We start from the raw sequence: 14329 nt of genomic DNA on the forward strand, positions 1-14329 counted from the left end.
TTGGGTGCGATGAGAGGGAAAAGGATCGATGGGTGGGCTGATCAGTCGTCGAGCAGCCGCACGTGCGCAGGCGCGACGCCGATCGCCTCGCGCGCCGGCCAGGCGGATTCGGCGAGGAATGGCACGCTGGCGCCCGCCACCTCGAAGTCGTAGCGCGTCAGCGCGCCCAGGTAGCGCTGTGCACCGGTGCGGCCCGCGAGGCGATTGACGCTGCCCGGCGGCGGGTCGGCCTCGATGTGCTCGGGGCGGATCAGCACATGCACGGCGGTGCCCAGCGTGCGTGCGCCGGTCGGTGCAGCCAGCTCTGCGAAGCCGACGTTCACCCGGTCGCTGGCGGACACGGTGCCCGGCAGCAAGGTCGACAGGCCGACGAACTGGGCCACCGCACGGCTGGCCGGACGCTCGTAGAGATCGCGTGGGGTGGCGATCTGCAGCAGCCGTCCGTCCTGCATCACGGCCACGCGGTCGGCCATGGTGAGGGCCTCTTCCTGGTCGTGCGTGACCAGCAGCGTGGTGGCATTGAAGCGCTGCTGGATCGCGCGGATCTGATCGCGCAGGTGGCCGCGCACGCTGGCATCGAGGGCCGACAGCGGTTCGTCGAGCAGCAGCGCGCGCGGGTCGATGGCCAGCGCGCGGGCCAGCGCGACACGCTGCTGCTGGCCGCCCGAGAGCTGCGCGACGGCGCGCCGCGCATAGTCGCCGAGGCCCACCACGTGGAGCAGTTCCTGGGCGCGCCGATGGCGCTCGCCCGTCGGCACCTTCCGCAGCCTGAGGCCGTAGGCCACGTTGTCCAGCACGTTCAGGTGCGGAAAGAGCGCATAGCTCTGGAACACCATGCCGATGTGGCGCTGGTGCACCGGCTTGCGCGACAGGTCTTGGCCGTCGAGCGCGATGCGCCCGCTGTGGCCGGTCTCCAGCCCGGAGACGAGCTTGAGCAGGGTCGACTTGCCCGAACCGCTCGGCCCGATCACCGCGACCAGTTCGCCGGTGCGCACATCCAGCGAGATGTCGTGCAGGCCCTGCGTGGTGCCGGGGTAGCTGTAGCTGACGTGGTCGAGAACAAGGCTCATGCGCGGGGTTTGACGAGAGAGGAAGACAAAAAGGCCGAGGCCCCGGCGAGCAGCAGCAGGATCACGGTGGCCGCGCAGGCGAAGCCCGTCGCGCCGTAGAAAGCCTGCAGCAGCACGACCGGGTAGGTCCGGTTCTGGAAGCTGGTCAGCAGATTCGACAGACCGAACTCACCCACTGACAGCGCCGCGACCATCACCAGCCCGCTGATCAGGCTCTGGCGCAGGCTGGGCAGCACGACGCTGGTGAACTGCTGCCAGTTCGACGCACCCAGCGTTGCGGCGGCCTGCTCGACCCGTTCGAGGCCCAGGTGACGCAGGTCGGTCAGCAGCGTGTTCGTGAGGTAGGGCAGCGTGTAGATGGCATGCGCGGCGATCAGCAGCGGCATCGAGCCGAGCCAGGGCAACCCCTCGCTGTTGAAGACGATGATGTAGCCGAAGCCCAGGGTGATCGTCGGCACCGCGATCGGCATGGCGCTCACGATGCGCGCGGTGAGGCTGCCGCCGCGGCGCGCCCCGTGGTACAGCGCATAGGCCAGCGGCATGGCCAGCACGGTGTTGATCACGCAGGCGGCCAGCGCCACCACGAGGCTGTTGACGAAGGCCTTGCGGAACGACGGGTCCTGCCACAGATCGAGGTACCAGCGGCCGGTGAGCCCGGTCGGCAGCAGCGTGTTGGTCCAGCTGTCGCCGGCGCTGCCCACCATCAGGAGGGCGATCGGCAGCAACAGGTAAAGCCCGTAGAACAAGGCGACGCCGCGTATCAAGTGAAAGTCTCCGTCTGACATGGAAGGCCGGCATACTTTCCGGCTGCGCCAGTGTTGGCCGTGTCGGCAGCACCGACCCCGCAAATTCTAGGAAGAGAGGCGCCAAAGATGGGCGAATATTGGATGACGTCTGTTGAGCGATTGGAAAGTGTTTGTCATCGCACTTTCACGCAGGCCTGCGGGGTTCCCGCATGAAACGCGACTGCCCGACCATCCAGGAACTGTTGGCCTTCGATGCCGTGGCGCGGCACGAAAGCATCACGCTGGCGGCGGGTGCGCTGTGCATCACGGTGAGTGCCGTCAGCAAGCAGATCGCAGGGCTGGAGGCCTTTCTCGGTGGGCGCGCACTGGTGCAGCGCAACGGCCGCGGCGTGCAACTCACGCCGCAGGGCCGTGTGTACTGGCAGAAGATCGCCGGCGGCCTGCGTGCCATCGAGACTGCCACCTTCGAGGCCCGTTCGGGCAATGCAGGTGCGGGCCTGCTGACGTTGGCGAGCGTGCCGACCTTTCTCACCAAATGGCTGATCCCGCGGCTGCCCGCCTTCAGCCAGAAGAGCCGGCAAGTGACCCTGAGCTTCAGCCGACACCTGGAACCCACGGACGGCATTCCGCCGGGCGTGGACGCCGCCATCCGTTACGGGACCGACGGCTGGCCCGGCGTGGTGTCCGAGTACATCGCCGGTCGCGAGTTCGTGCTGGTCGCCGCACGTGCGCTGGTGGAAGACGTTCACCGCATCGCGCAGCCGGCCGATTTGCGCGGCCACACCTTGCTGCACCACGAAGGCGCGCCGACCGCCTGGCGCCAATGGGCGGGGCAGCACGACGTGGCGGAGAACCACATCCTCTCCGGACCGCGCTTCGCACAGTACGCCTCGCTGATTCAGGCGGCCGTCAACGGTTTGGGCATCGGACTGGTCCCGCGCATCCTGGTGCAGGCCGAACTGGCGGAAGGCTCGCTCGTCATTCCCTGCGGGTCACCGGTCATGGTCGATCAGGGCCACTATCTGTGCTATCGACCCGATCGGCTGACGATGCCGGGCTTCGAAGCCTTTCGCGCCTGGATCCTCGAGCAGGGTTCGCAATCGCGTGGTGCGGAAGCACGGTGACGTCTGTCGTGGGGCGTCACCCCGCCCGCCGCCTGGTCGACAGCAGCGCCCGCAGCTTGGCCGGCGCGACCGGCTTGGTCAGCAGCATCACGCCGCCGTGGCGGATGCGGCGCAGCACCTCGGGGCCGGTGGCGCCCGAGACCAGCACCGACAGCGCGTCCGGCTGCAGCCGGCGGGCGGCGTCGATGACGGCCATGCCGTCGTCCTCGTCGGCCAGCTGCAGGTCGCACAGCACGGCGTCGTAGGCCACGCCGGGCATGTCGAGGCAGGCGATGGCGGCGGCCACCGAGTCGGCCGTGTCGACATGGCAGCCCCACTGCGTGAGCAGCGCGCGGCTGCCGTCGAGGATGGCCGGGTCGTCGTCGACCACCAGGCAGCGCAGGCCCGCCATGGGGGCCGGCGCTCCCGGTTCGGGCACCGGCGGCGCGACGTGGGCGAGCGGGACTTCGGGCAACAGCAGCGCGAAGGTGCTGCCGGCCTGCAGCCCCGAGCGCAGCGTGATGCGCGTGCCCAGCAGGGCCGCGATGCGCGCGCAGATCGCCAGGCCCAGGCCGAAGCCCTGGCGGCGGTCGCGTTCGGTGTTGGCCACCTGGTAGAACTCTTCGAAGATCCGCGCCTGGTGGATGGGCGCGATGCCCACGCCGTTGTCACGCACCTCGATGCGCACGCCGCCGGCCCGTCGGCGCGCCGTCACCAGCACGGTGCCGCCGGGCGGCGCATGGCGGATCGCATTGCTCACAAGGTTGCCGACGATGCGCTGCAGCAGCGCCGCGTCGCTGCGCACGGCCAGGCCGCGGTCGTCCCAGACCAGCCGCACCTGCGCCTCGGCCGCCGCGGCGGCGTGCTGCGCGGCGACGGGGTCGAACAGCGCGGCGAGCGACAGCGCGGTGATGGCCGGCGTGAGCACCTGCGCGTCGAGGCGCGAGATCTCCAGCAGGTCGTCGAGCAGCACGCCCATGAAGGCGGTGCCTTCCTGCAGCCGCAGCACGGCCGGGCGCTGCGCCTGGCTCGCGCTCGGCAGCAGGCCGTCGATGAAGAGGCCCATCGCATGCAGCGGCTGGCGCAGGTCATGGCTGGCGGCGGCGAGGAAGCGGGCGCGCGACAGCGCGGCCTGCTCGGCTTCGGCCATGCGCTGCAGCGCGACGGCCGTGGCTTCGCGCACGCGTTCTTCGCTGACCTGCTGGTTGTGCTGCAGCCGCTCGGCCAGCCGGTTGACGTCGCCGGCCAGCGCTGCGAGTTCGTGCCGGCCCGCAGCAGGCGTCGCAGGGCTCGGCTCGCCCACCACGTCGCAACGCGCCTCGAAGTGTCCGGCTTCCAGCGCGGCCACGGTGCGCGAGATGCGGCGCAGCGGCTGGGCCACGGCGCGGGCCATGTGCCGCACAGCGGCCCAGGCGGCCAGCAGCGCGATCAGCGCGATGCCGATGCCTGCCAACAGCGACCGGGTGCGTTCCCGCGCGTGCGCGGTCGAGTCGCGGAAGGCCTGCACCAGGCCGATGGGCGTGGCGCCGGCGGTGGAGCCGGCCGGCGCGAAGGCACTGGCCCGCGAGGCCTCGCGCAGTGTGACCGGCGCGGTGAACACCCGCAGCGCGGTGCCGGCGCCTGCAGCCGCAGCCGGTGGACCGGCCGTGACGTACACGCCGGCGCTGTTGCTGATCTCGATGCGCGCCACCTGGCTGCCGCGCAGCGCGGCGTTGGCCACGTTCTGCAGGGCAGGCAGGTCGCCGGCATAGAGGCTCAGGTCGGACATCGCCGCCACCTGCTGCGCCACGGCCTGGCCTTCGGCGTCGAAGGCGGCGTCGAGCGTCGCCAGGCGGCCGTGCGTGAACCACGCCGTCAGTGCCAAGGCCAGCACGGCGCAGGGGCCGATGCCCAGGCGCAGCAGGTCGCGCCGGAGGCTGCCGCGCACCTGCAGCGGACGCACGGTTTCGGGCAGCGAGGCGCGTTCGGACGGGCTGTCGACCATCGCGTGCAACGGCACGCGCACCGGTGGCAGGAGGCGGCTGCTGGTGCGCATCATCGCGGCGCCGTCACCCGCTCGGTCAGTTCGCGTTCGTCGGGCAGGCGCAGGCCCAGCCCGCGCGCCACCGTGGTGTTGATCCGTACGGTGGCCGGCGTGGCCGCCTCCACCAGCACGACGCCCCCGACTCCGCGGTGGAGCTTCAGCACGATGGCGCGCGCCTGCGCCGCCAGCTGGGTCGGCGTCGATACCGCCGCCGCGAGCCCGCCGGAGCGCACCAGCCCGTCGCTCGCACCGAACACCGGCAGCGTGGCGCCCGCGCCGGCGTGCAGCACGGCCAGCGTGGCGGCCTGGCTGTCGCCGATGCGGTCGGGCAGCACCATCAGCGCGTCGCTGCGGGCCACCACCAGGCGCAGCGCGGCCGCCAGCGCGGTCGGGTTGGGGGCGTACTGCACCTTCAGGTCCCAGCCCGCGGCGGCGCGTTCGAGCTCGCGCACCAGCGGCTCGGATTCGATGGTCGCGACCACGCCGAGGCGCCGCTTCTGCGGCAGCACCGCGTCGATCAGCGCCAGCTGGTCGGCCATCGCCGGGTCGCGCAGCAGCACGCCGACACGGCGGTCGGCCCGCAGCAGGCCGGGGTCGCCGCGCAGGCTTTCGTAGTCGAGATGGGTCAGCATCGCCAGCAGCAGCGGCTCGGCGCCCGGCCGGTCGATGGCCGTGCGTGCCGCCGCCATGCCGACGGCGATGGTGAGAGGCGCGTCATCGACCGTGGCGCGCATCTGGCGCGCGAACTCGGCGTGCGGTGCCGAGTCGTCGGCCAGCAGCACGGTGAGGCCGACCGCTGTCGCGTGGCTGCCGAACAGGGCGGCGCACGCCGGCCCCAGGCACCACAGGGCCACGCGCAGCGCGCGGAGGCATGGGAGAAGAAGGGTCACGAAGGGGACTGCACGAGCAGCGAAGAGGGGACTGCCCAATGTACGGAAGCGCCTCTTGCGGCGCGATAAGGCAGAGGGCTTATGTCGGCCCCCGGCACCGGTCTGCCCTGTGCTGCTGTGCACAGGTGGCCGGCCGATCGGCCTAGCGCGAACGGCCTAGCCGGTGATGCGCGGTGGGGACGGGGGCCGCCAGCCCTAGAGGTTCTGCCGCACGCGGGCCAGCTGCGTGTGTATCGCCTGGCGCAGCACCCGGGGCGAGACCGGCTTGTACAGCACGGCCACGCCCGAAGCCGCCACTTCGCGCAGGCGGTCGGGCTTGGTTTCGCCGGTCACCAGCAGGCGTGCGGTGCCGGCACCGATGCCGTGCGGATGACGCTGCAGCGCGGCCAGCACGTCCAGGCCGTTGTCGCCGCCTTGCAGCAGCAGGTCGCTCACCACCACGTCCGGCGGTTGCGTCCAGGTGTCGGCCAGCGCCAGCGCCTCGGCCCGGCTCTGCGCGGCCATCACCTCGGCGCCCCAGCTCGACAGCGCGACCTGCAGGCCCTCGAGGATGGTGCGCTCGTCGTCGATGACCAGCACGCGCACGCCCTCGAGGCACGGCACGGCCTCGTCGACGAGGCCGGGCGTCGCGATCATCGGTGGTGTGAGGACCGGCGCGATGCGGCGCACCAGCACGCGCACGCAGGTGCCGCGACCCGGCCGCGAACTGAGTTCGACGCAGGTGTTGAGCAAGCTGGCGAGCCGCTGCACCGTGGCCAGGCCCAGGCCCATGCCGCGGGCGCCGCGCTCGCCGGACCGGTTGTGCGCATCGATCTGGAAGAACTCCTCGAACACCCGCGACTGGTGCTGCGCCGCGATGCCCACGCCGGTGTCGACCACGTCGATGCGCACGCCGTTGCCGCGCAGGCGCGCGCCGATCAGCACGCCGCCTTCGTGGGTGTGGCGCAGCGAGTTCGACACCAGGTTGTTGAGGATGCGCGAGAGCATCACGTAGTCGCAGCGCACCCACACGTCGGTCTTGCGTACCACCAGCCGCAGGTTCTGCGCCTCGGCCACCGCGCGGAAGTTGCGGCTGATCTCGTCGAACAGCCGGTCGAGCGGGAAGTCCGACCACTGCGGCTGCAGCACGCCGGCGTCCAGTTGCGACAGGTCGAGCAGCTCGGAGAAGAGCCGGTCGAGCGATTCCACGCATTCGCGGATGTGGCCGATGCGCTGCAGCCGCACCGGGTCGGTTTCGCCGTTGGCCAGGCCGTCGGAAAACAGCGTGAGCGCATGCAGCGGCTGGCGCAGGTCGTGGCTGGCCGCAGCCAGGAGACGTGTCTTGGCCTGGCTCGCCACTTCGAGTTGCTGGTTCTTGTGCGCGAGTTCGGCGGTGGCGTCGGCGATGCGGCTTTCCAGCAGGCGCCGGCTCTCGGCCAGCGCGCCGGCCGCCTGGTTGAAGCCGCTCTGCAGGCGCCGCACCTCGGCCGTGCCCTCGACCGCCACGCTCGCTTCCTCGCCCGCGCCCAGGCGGTCGACCGCTTCGCCCAACGCGCCGATGGGGGCGCTGATACGGCGTGCGGCCCACCAGCCGGACAGGCCCACACCGAACAGCGCCGCCGCCAGCACCAGGATCACGTTGATGCCGACCGAGCGCCGGGCGCGCTCCACCGCGTCGAGGCTGATCTCGACCATCACCTGCCCGGCGCGGCGGCCGTCTTCGGCCGGGACCGGCACCACCACCTGCAGCCCCTCGGCGCGGGCGCGGTCGGTGGTTTCGGAATTGGCGACGATCTCGCCGTCGTCGGACCAGATCTGCACTTGCTGCACGTGGGGCTGGTAGGTGCCCGACTGGGCGATGCGCAGCAGCGCCCGGCGGTCCATGTGCGCCAGGGGCCCCTGGGCCACGGTGGCCACCTGCAAGGCCACCGTCTGGGCATTGGCGCGCATCAGTTCGGTCACGTTGTCCAGGTGCTGGCGCGTGAGCACGGCGATCGCGGCCAGCGTCGCGACGGTGGCCGGCAGCACCGCCAGCAGGATCAGTTGCTGCGCCAGCGACAGGTGCGCCAGGCAATGCAGGACGCGCCAATGCCAGGGCGGCGGGTGCGGGCCTCCCGAGGCGGTTTCCGTGTTCAATGGATGAACGGCGGCCATGACGCAGTGAAAAAGGTCACAAATCTGGCGCAGAGTTGGTTTCTAATTGTGTTCCTGACACCCTGCATTGACCAGTCCGCCGTTTGGCGGACCTGTCTTCCCGTCCGATGTCTGCAGATTCCCTCCGCTTCACGACCTCTGGGGGCCGCCGCGACGGTTCGCAGGCGGTGTGGCGCGCGCTTGCCGGCCTGCTGCTGGCGGTAGCCTGTCAGGCCGGCGCCTGGGCGCAGGGCGGCAATGCAGCACCGGTGCCGCTGCGCTTCGGGATCCTGCCGCTGGGCGGCGCCTTCGAATCGCGCAACGACTGGGATCCGGTGCTGGCCGATCTCAGCCGTGCCGTCGGGCGGCCGATCAGGGTGCTGTCGGTCACCTCGTACGAGGCACTCGAGCAGGCGATCCAGCGCAACGAGGTCGACATGGCCTTTTTGTCGGGGCGCATGGCGCTCGATGCCGTCACCCAGCGCGGCATGCGGGTGGTGGCGCAGGTCACGCGGCACGATGGTTTGCCGGGTTACCGGGCGCTGCTGCTGACGCGCAAGACCGGCCCCTTCACCACGCTCAAGGGGCTGCTGGCCGAGCCGGAGCGCTGGCGCCTGGCGCGGGGCGAAAGCCGCTCGGTCTCGGGCTTCATCGTGCCGCAGCTGCAACTCTTTCTGCCCAACCACATCGCGATGGAAACCCGCTTCCTGAGCGAGGTGGTGGGCACGCACCAGTTCACCGCGCTGGCCGTGGCCAACGGCGAGGCTGACGTCGCCACCAACAACTCGGCCGACTTCGAGCGCTTCCGCTTGCAGTTCCCGGCCGAGGCCGGCCGGCTGCAGGTGATCTGGGAGTCGGACATCATTTCGCATGCGCAGATCGTGGTGCGGCGCGACGACCCACCCGAGTTCCGGCGCAAGGTACAGGCCTTCCTGGTCGACTACGCGCGCAGCGCCGGGCCGCGCGGCGACACCGAACGTGGCTACCTCAAGGCCCTGCACGACCTCGCCGGCTTCGTCGCCGCCGACGACAGCTCGCTGCTGCCCGCGGCGACGCTGGCCTACCAGCTGGCCAAGCAGAACGCGAACACCGCGCAGTGGGTCAACGAGTCGGCCAGGCAGACGCGCCTGCAGCGCATCGAGAGCAGCTATGCCGAGCAACGGGAAGCCCTGCGTGCCGAGCGCTAGCCGCCCGGCATCGCGTCGCCTGCCGACCCGGCGCATCGCGCTGTGCCGAGGCGCTTGCGCGTTGTCGCTGTCGCTGGCGTGGGCCGGCGCCGCGTGGGCGCAGGGCGGTGCGCGGCCGGTGGCGTCGTCGTCGACCCCGCTGCGCTTTGGCATCCTGCCCTTCGGGGGCGCGGTCGAGTCGCGCGACCGGTGGGCGCCGCTGCTGGCCGACATGGGCCGTGCCATCGGCCGGCCGGTTACGGGGTTCTCGGTCACGTCGTACGAATCGCTCGGCCAGGCGCTCCAGCGCGACGAGGTCGACATCGCCATGCTCACCGCCAAGATGGCGCTCGACGCGGTCACGCAGCGGCGCATGCGCGTGCTGGCGGAGGTGCGGCGGCACGGGGGCGAGCCGGACCATCGCGCCGTCCTGCTGGTGCGCAAGGACGGCACGCTCACCAGCCTGGCCGACCTGCTGGGCAACCCCGGCCGCTGGCGACTGGCCCGCAGCGACAGCCGATCGGTGTCGGGCTTCATCCTGCCGCAGGTGGAGCTGTTCCTGCCGAACCGGATCGCCATCGAGACGGCGTTCCGCAGCGAACTGGTCGACACGCACCAGGCCACGGCGCTGGCCGTTGCCAATGGCGACGCCGACGTGGCGACCAACAACACCACCGACCTGGAGCGCTTTCGCGAACAGTTCCCGGTGGAGGCGGCACGGTTGCAGGTGATCTGGACATCGGCCCCCACGCCGCCGGCGCAGCTCGTCTTGCGACGCGACGCGCCCCCCGAACTCCATCGGCGACTCCAGGCCTTCCTGACCGGCTATGGCCGCGCCAGCGGGCCGCGCGGCGACGCCGAGCGCGCCGTGCTCAAGTCGCTGCGTGCCACGCTCGGCTACGAAGCCGAGGACGACACCGCGCTGCTGCCCGCCGCCGAGCTCGAATACCAGCTGGCCTGGCAGCGCGCCATGAATGCCGCCTGGGTGAATGACGCCGCGAAGCAGGCGCGGCTCCAGCTCATCGAGCAGACCTATGCGCGGCAGGTGGCGCTGCTCAAGGGCGATGGCGTGGCGGCGGCTGCGGGGAGGTGATGCGCTGAGCAACCCCGGTCGCGATGCGTCAGGCGGTCACGGATGAACGGTCGGCTGCGCATAGTGCGCACACAGCGCATCGACCAGCGCAGCCGCATAGATCGGCAGGCTCGCGCGGTCGCGCATCAGCAGGTAGCGCTCGCGCACGCTCCATGCGTCGCTCAACTCGATCAGCGCGAGCTGCATGCTCTGCTGGTTGCGGCGCACCGCGGATTCGGGCACCACGCCGATGCCGACGCCGCTGCCGATCATCCGGCACATGGCGTCGAAGCTCGCGAGCTGGATGCGCAGCTTCTGGCGGCGGCCGAGGTGTTCGGTGATCTGCGCCAGGAAGGCCTGCAGCGTGCTGCCCGGCTGCATGCCGACCGCGTCTTCGTCCAGCGTCTCGGCGAAGGCGATGCGCCGACGCCGTGCGAAGCGGTGCCGGCGTGAGGTGGCGAGCACCAGCCGGTCGGTACTGAAGTGGATCGCCTCCAGGCCCAGCGTGTCGACGTCGCCGGCCACGATGCCGATGTCGGCCCGTCCCTCCAGCACGCCGCGCGGGATCTGAGCATTCGGTTTCTCCTGAAGGTCGACGTTGATGCGCGGATGGGCGGCCAGGAACGCGGGCAGCAGTTCAGGCAGGAAGTCGGTCACCGCCGTGGTGTTGGCGAAAACCCGCAGATGGCCGCGCAACCCGCCGCCGTAGGCCAGCAGTTCGTCGCGCAGGCGATCGGTCTGGTTGAGCATCAGCCGCGCGTGATGCAGGAAGGCCTCGCCCTGCGGCAGCAGCCTGACGCCACGCGCCTCCCGCGTGAGCAGCGGCAGGCCGCACTGCGCCTCCAGCGCCTTGATGCGCGCGCTCGCCGCGGCCAGTGACAAGTGCTGGCGTTCGGCCGCCCGCGTGAGGTTGCCCTGCTCGGCGGCGGCCACGAACAGGCGCAGGTCGTTCATGTCGAAATGCATGCGGCATCGTAGACGAGCCTTCGGAATCCCCGAAGGCTCGGTTCCGAATTCGCAGATTGCGCCACGCCATCGCAGCGGCCACCATGCGGAGCACAAGGAGACAAGAACCATGCAACTTCGCGCCATCGCACTGGGTCTGGCCGTCAGCGCCAGCCTGCTGCAAGCCGCCCCGGCAACGGCCCAGGCCGCCTACCCGTCGCGCCCCGTCACGCTGGTCGTGCCACAGGCCGCCGGCGGCACCAATGACATCGTCGGCCGGCTGGTCGGCCAGAAGCTGGGCGAAGTGATCAATGCCAGCGTGGTGGTCGACAACCGGCCCGGTGCGGGCGGCAACATCGGCACGCAGCTGGTGGCCAAGGCGCCGAAGGACGGCTACACGCTGCTCATGACGATCAGCAGCAGCCAGGCCATCAACCCGGCGCTCTACAAGAACCCCGGCTTCGACCCGGTGAAGGACTTCCGGCCGGTCGGCCTGATCGGCGCGGTGCCCAACGTGCTGCTGGTCAACCCGGCGTTCCCGGCGAAGACGATGAACGAGTTCCTCGCACTGGCCAAGCGCAAGGACGCCAACTACCAGTACGCCTCGGCCGGCAACGGCACGCTCAACCACCTGCTGGGCGAGATGCTCAACAACATGGCCGGCATCCAGCTGCAGCACGTGCCCTACAAGGGTGTGGCACCGGCCATCAACGACGTGCTCGGCGGCCAGCTGCCGATCGTGTTCGCCAGCCTGCCGTCGGCGCTGCCGCACATCAAGAGCGGCAAGCTGCGCGCGCTGGCCGTCAGCGGCGAGAAGCGCTCGCCATCGCTGCCCGGCGTGCCCGCCATCGCGGAGTCGGTGCCGGGGTACAACGGCACGCTGTGGATCGGCCTGTTCGCACCCGCCGGGCTGCCGGCCGACGTGCAGGCCGCCTTGCAGGACGGCACGCGCAAGGCGCTCGCCACGCCGGAGCTGCGCGAGAAGCTGGAACAGCAGGGCGTCGAGATCGCGGCGCCGACCACGCCCGAACAGTTCGCGGCGCTGCTGCAGACCGACCTCGCGAAATGGGCGCGCATCGTCAAGTCGTCCGGCGCGGCGGTGGACTGATGGCCAAGCTGACCCCCGACGACATCGCCGCGCTGCAGGCGTGGCAAGGCCGCAGCGAAACGCTGCACGACGACATCACCGCCGCCCCCGTGCGCGCGCTGTCGGCCACGCTCGATCGCGACGATGGGGCGCCCGCGGCCGGCACGCGGCTGCCCGAGCTCTGGCATTGGCTCTACTTCCTGCCGCACCACCGCCAGTCGGAGATCGGCGCGGACGGCCATGCGAAGCGCGGTGGCTTCCTGCCGCCGGTGCCACTGCCACGCCGCATGTGGGCGGGCGGCCGCCTGCAATGGGAGCCGGGCAACCCGCTGCGCGTCGGCGATGCGAGCCAGCGCGTGTCGACCATCGCCTCGGTCACGCACAAGACCGGCCGCAGCGGCGAACTGGTGTTCGTGCTGGTGCGGCACGAGGTGCACAACGCGCGCGGCCTGGCACTCACCGAGGAGCATGACATCGTCTACCGCGCCGCCGCTGCGCCCGGCGAGGCGGCCCCCGCGCCGACACCGGCCCCCACGGACGCCACCTTCAGCCGCACGCTCGTCCCGGACGACGTGCTGCTGTTCCGCTACTCGGCGCTCACCTTCAACGGCCACCGCATCCACTACGACCGCCGCTACGTCACCGAGGTCGAGGGCTACCCCGGCCTGATCGTGCACGGCCCGTTGATCGCGACGCTGCTGGTCGACCTGCTGCGCCGCGAGCGACCCGACGCGACGTTGTCGCGCTTCGAGTTCCGCGCCGTGCGACCGACCTTCGACATCGCTCCTTTCCGGCTGCACGGTCGCCCTGACGCCGATGGCCAGCGCTTCAGCCTGTGGGGCGAAGACGCCGACGGCTGGCTGACCATGCAGGCGACCGCCACCCTGGCCTGAGGCCGCCGCGCCCAACGAATCGACACCACCGATGAAGACACAGATCCCCACCCCCGATGGCCACCAAGAGATGCGCGAGGCGCTGCGCGCGCTGTGCAGCGGCTTCGACGCCGCCTACTGGCAGAAGGTCGACCACGAGCGCGGCTACCCCGAGGCCTTCGTCGACGCGCTCACCCAGGCCGGCTGGCTGGCCGCGCTGATCCCGGCCGACTACGGCGGCTCCGGCCTCGGGCTTGCCGAGGCCTCGGTGATCATGGAAGAGATCAACTTCTCCGGCGGCAACGCGGGCTCCTGCCACGGCCAGATGTACAACATGGGCACGCTGCTGCGCCACGGCAGCGAGGCGCAGAAACGCCAGTACCTGCCGAAGATCGCGACCGGCGAGTTGCGCCTGCAGTCGATGGCGGTGACCGAGCCGACCACGGGCACCGACACCACGCAGCTCAAGACCACCGCGGTGCGCAAGGGCGACCGCTACGTCGTCAACGGTCAGAAGGTGTGGATCTCGCGCATCCAGCATTCCGACCTGATGATCCTGCTGGCGCGCACCACGCCGCTGGCCTCAGTGCGGAAGAAGTCGGAGGGCATGTCGATCTTCATCGTCGACCTGAAGCAGGCGATCGGCAACGGCATGACGGTACGGCCGATTCTCAACATGGTGAACCACGAGACCAACGAAGTCTTCTTCGACAACCTCGAGATCCCGGCGGAGAACCTGATCGGCGAAGAAGGCAAGGGCTTCAAGTACATCCTAGACGGCCTCAACGCAGAGCGCACGCTGATCGCGGCCGAGTGCATCGGCGACGCCTACTGGTTCGTCGACAAGGCGCGCCGCTATGCCACTGACCGCCAGGTTTTTGGCCGTGCGATCGGCCAGAACCAGGGCGTGCAATTTCCCATCGCGGCGGATTACATCGAAACCGAGGCCGCCAACCTGATGCGCTGGAAAGCCTGCGCGCTGTTCGATGCAGGCCAGCCATGCGGCGCCGAAGCCAACATGGCCAAGTACCTGGCAGCCAAGGCCAGCTGGGAGGCCGCCAACACCTGCCTGCAGACGCACGGCGGCTTCGGCTTCGCCTGCGAATACGACGTCGAGCGCAAGTTCCGCGAGACGCGGCTCTACCAGGTGGCGCCGATCTCGACCAACCTGATCCATTCCTACGTGGCCGAGCACCTGCTCGGGCTGCCACGCTCGTTCTGAAACGCGGGAGGAGAACACACC

At 70.6% G+C, this 14329-nt stretch carries 12 protein-coding genes; 6 read left to right on the plus strand and 6 right to left on the minus strand.

The features are described 5' to 3' along the window. Positions 1-41: 41 nt before the first annotated feature. On the minus strand, positions 42-1070 hold the full coding sequence (locus ACSFA2_RS22745) for an ABC transporter ATP-binding protein (RefSeq protein ID WP_435457594.1): 1029 nt from the start codon (positions 1068-1070) through the stop codon (positions 42-44). Further along, positions 1067-1855, minus strand: coding sequence for an ABC transporter permease (locus tag ACSFA2_RS22750; RefSeq protein WP_435457595.1), 789 nt, complete (start codon positions 1853-1855; stop codon positions 1067-1069). The genes ACSFA2_RS22745 and ACSFA2_RS22750 overlap by 4 nt, the downstream gene beginning before the upstream one ends. Before the next feature lie 170 nt (positions 1856-2025). On the opposite strand from ACSFA2_RS22750, the gene ACSFA2_RS22755 reads away from it, so the two are divergent. Continuing rightward, entirely contained in the window at positions 2026-2940 is a 915-nt protein-coding gene (locus tag ACSFA2_RS22755; protein ID WP_435457596.1) for a LysR substrate-binding domain-containing protein, read from the plus strand. A 16-nt stretch (positions 2941-2956) separates the two neighbouring features. Here the strand turns inward: ACSFA2_RS22755 and ACSFA2_RS22760 are convergent, their stop codons facing one another. From ACSFA2_RS22760 to ACSFA2_RS22770, 3 genes are all read right to left on the minus strand, one after another. After that, positions 2957-4954, minus strand: coding sequence for a sensor histidine kinase (locus tag ACSFA2_RS22760; RefSeq protein ID WP_435457597.1), 1998 nt, complete (start codon positions 4952-4954; stop codon positions 2957-2959). Next, complete coding sequence (locus tag ACSFA2_RS22765; protein WP_435457598.1) at positions 4954-5832, minus strand: ABC transporter substrate-binding protein; 879 nt, start codon at positions 5830-5832, stop codon at positions 4954-4956. The genes ACSFA2_RS22760 and ACSFA2_RS22765 overlap by 1 nt, the downstream gene beginning before the upstream one ends. 195 nt (positions 5833-6027) lie before the next feature. Then, positions 6028-7965, minus strand: coding sequence for an ATP-binding response regulator (locus ACSFA2_RS22770; protein ID WP_435457599.1), 1938 nt, complete (start codon positions 7963-7965; stop codon positions 6028-6030). Between the two features lie 107 nt (positions 7966-8072). Here ACSFA2_RS22770 and phnD point away from each other — a divergent pair, with 107 nt between their 5' ends. Then, a complete protein-coding gene (gene phnD, locus ACSFA2_RS22775) occupies positions 8073-9131 on the plus strand; it encodes a phosphate/phosphite/phosphonate ABC transporter substrate-binding protein (protein WP_435457600.1) in 1059 nt (352 codons plus the stop codon). Continuing rightward, entirely contained in the window at positions 9118-10203 is a 1086-nt protein-coding gene (locus ACSFA2_RS22780) for a phosphate/phosphite/phosphonate ABC transporter substrate-binding protein (protein ID WP_435457601.1), read from the plus strand. The genes phnD and ACSFA2_RS22780 overlap by 14 nt, the downstream gene beginning before the upstream one ends. Positions 10204-10239: 36 nt before the next feature. On the opposite strand, the gene ACSFA2_RS22785 is transcribed toward ACSFA2_RS22780, so the two are convergent. Further along, positions 10240-11148, minus strand: a complete 909-nt coding sequence (locus tag ACSFA2_RS22785; protein ID WP_435457602.1) for a LysR substrate-binding domain-containing protein — start codon at positions 11146-11148, stop codon at positions 10240-10242. A gap of 109 nt (positions 11149-11257) precedes the next feature. Between ACSFA2_RS22785 and ACSFA2_RS22790 the strand changes: the two genes are divergently transcribed. From ACSFA2_RS22790 to ACSFA2_RS22800, 3 genes are read left to right on the plus strand one after another with little or no spacing between them, the layout of a single operon-like run. Next, on the plus strand, positions 11258-12235 hold the full coding sequence (locus tag ACSFA2_RS22790) for a tripartite tricarboxylate transporter substrate binding protein (protein ID WP_435457603.1): 978 nt from the start codon (positions 11258-11260) through the stop codon (positions 12233-12235). Then, positions 12235-13107, plus strand: a complete 873-nt coding sequence (locus ACSFA2_RS22795; protein ID WP_435457604.1) for an HTD2 family dehydratase — start codon at positions 12235-12237, stop codon at positions 13105-13107. Before ACSFA2_RS22790 ends, ACSFA2_RS22795 begins: the two co-directional genes overlap by 1 nt. 31 nt (positions 13108-13138) lie before the next feature. Continuing rightward, a complete protein-coding gene (locus ACSFA2_RS22800; protein WP_435457605.1) occupies positions 13139-14308 on the plus strand; it encodes an acyl-CoA dehydrogenase family protein in 1170 nt (389 codons plus the stop codon). Positions 14309-14329: the final 21 nt, after the last annotated feature.

It is taken from the genome of Variovorax cryoconiti, assembly GCF_051216395.1.
In the GTDB taxonomy this organism is placed as follows: domain Bacteria; phylum Pseudomonadota; class Gammaproteobacteria; order Burkholderiales; family Burkholderiaceae_C; genus Variovorax.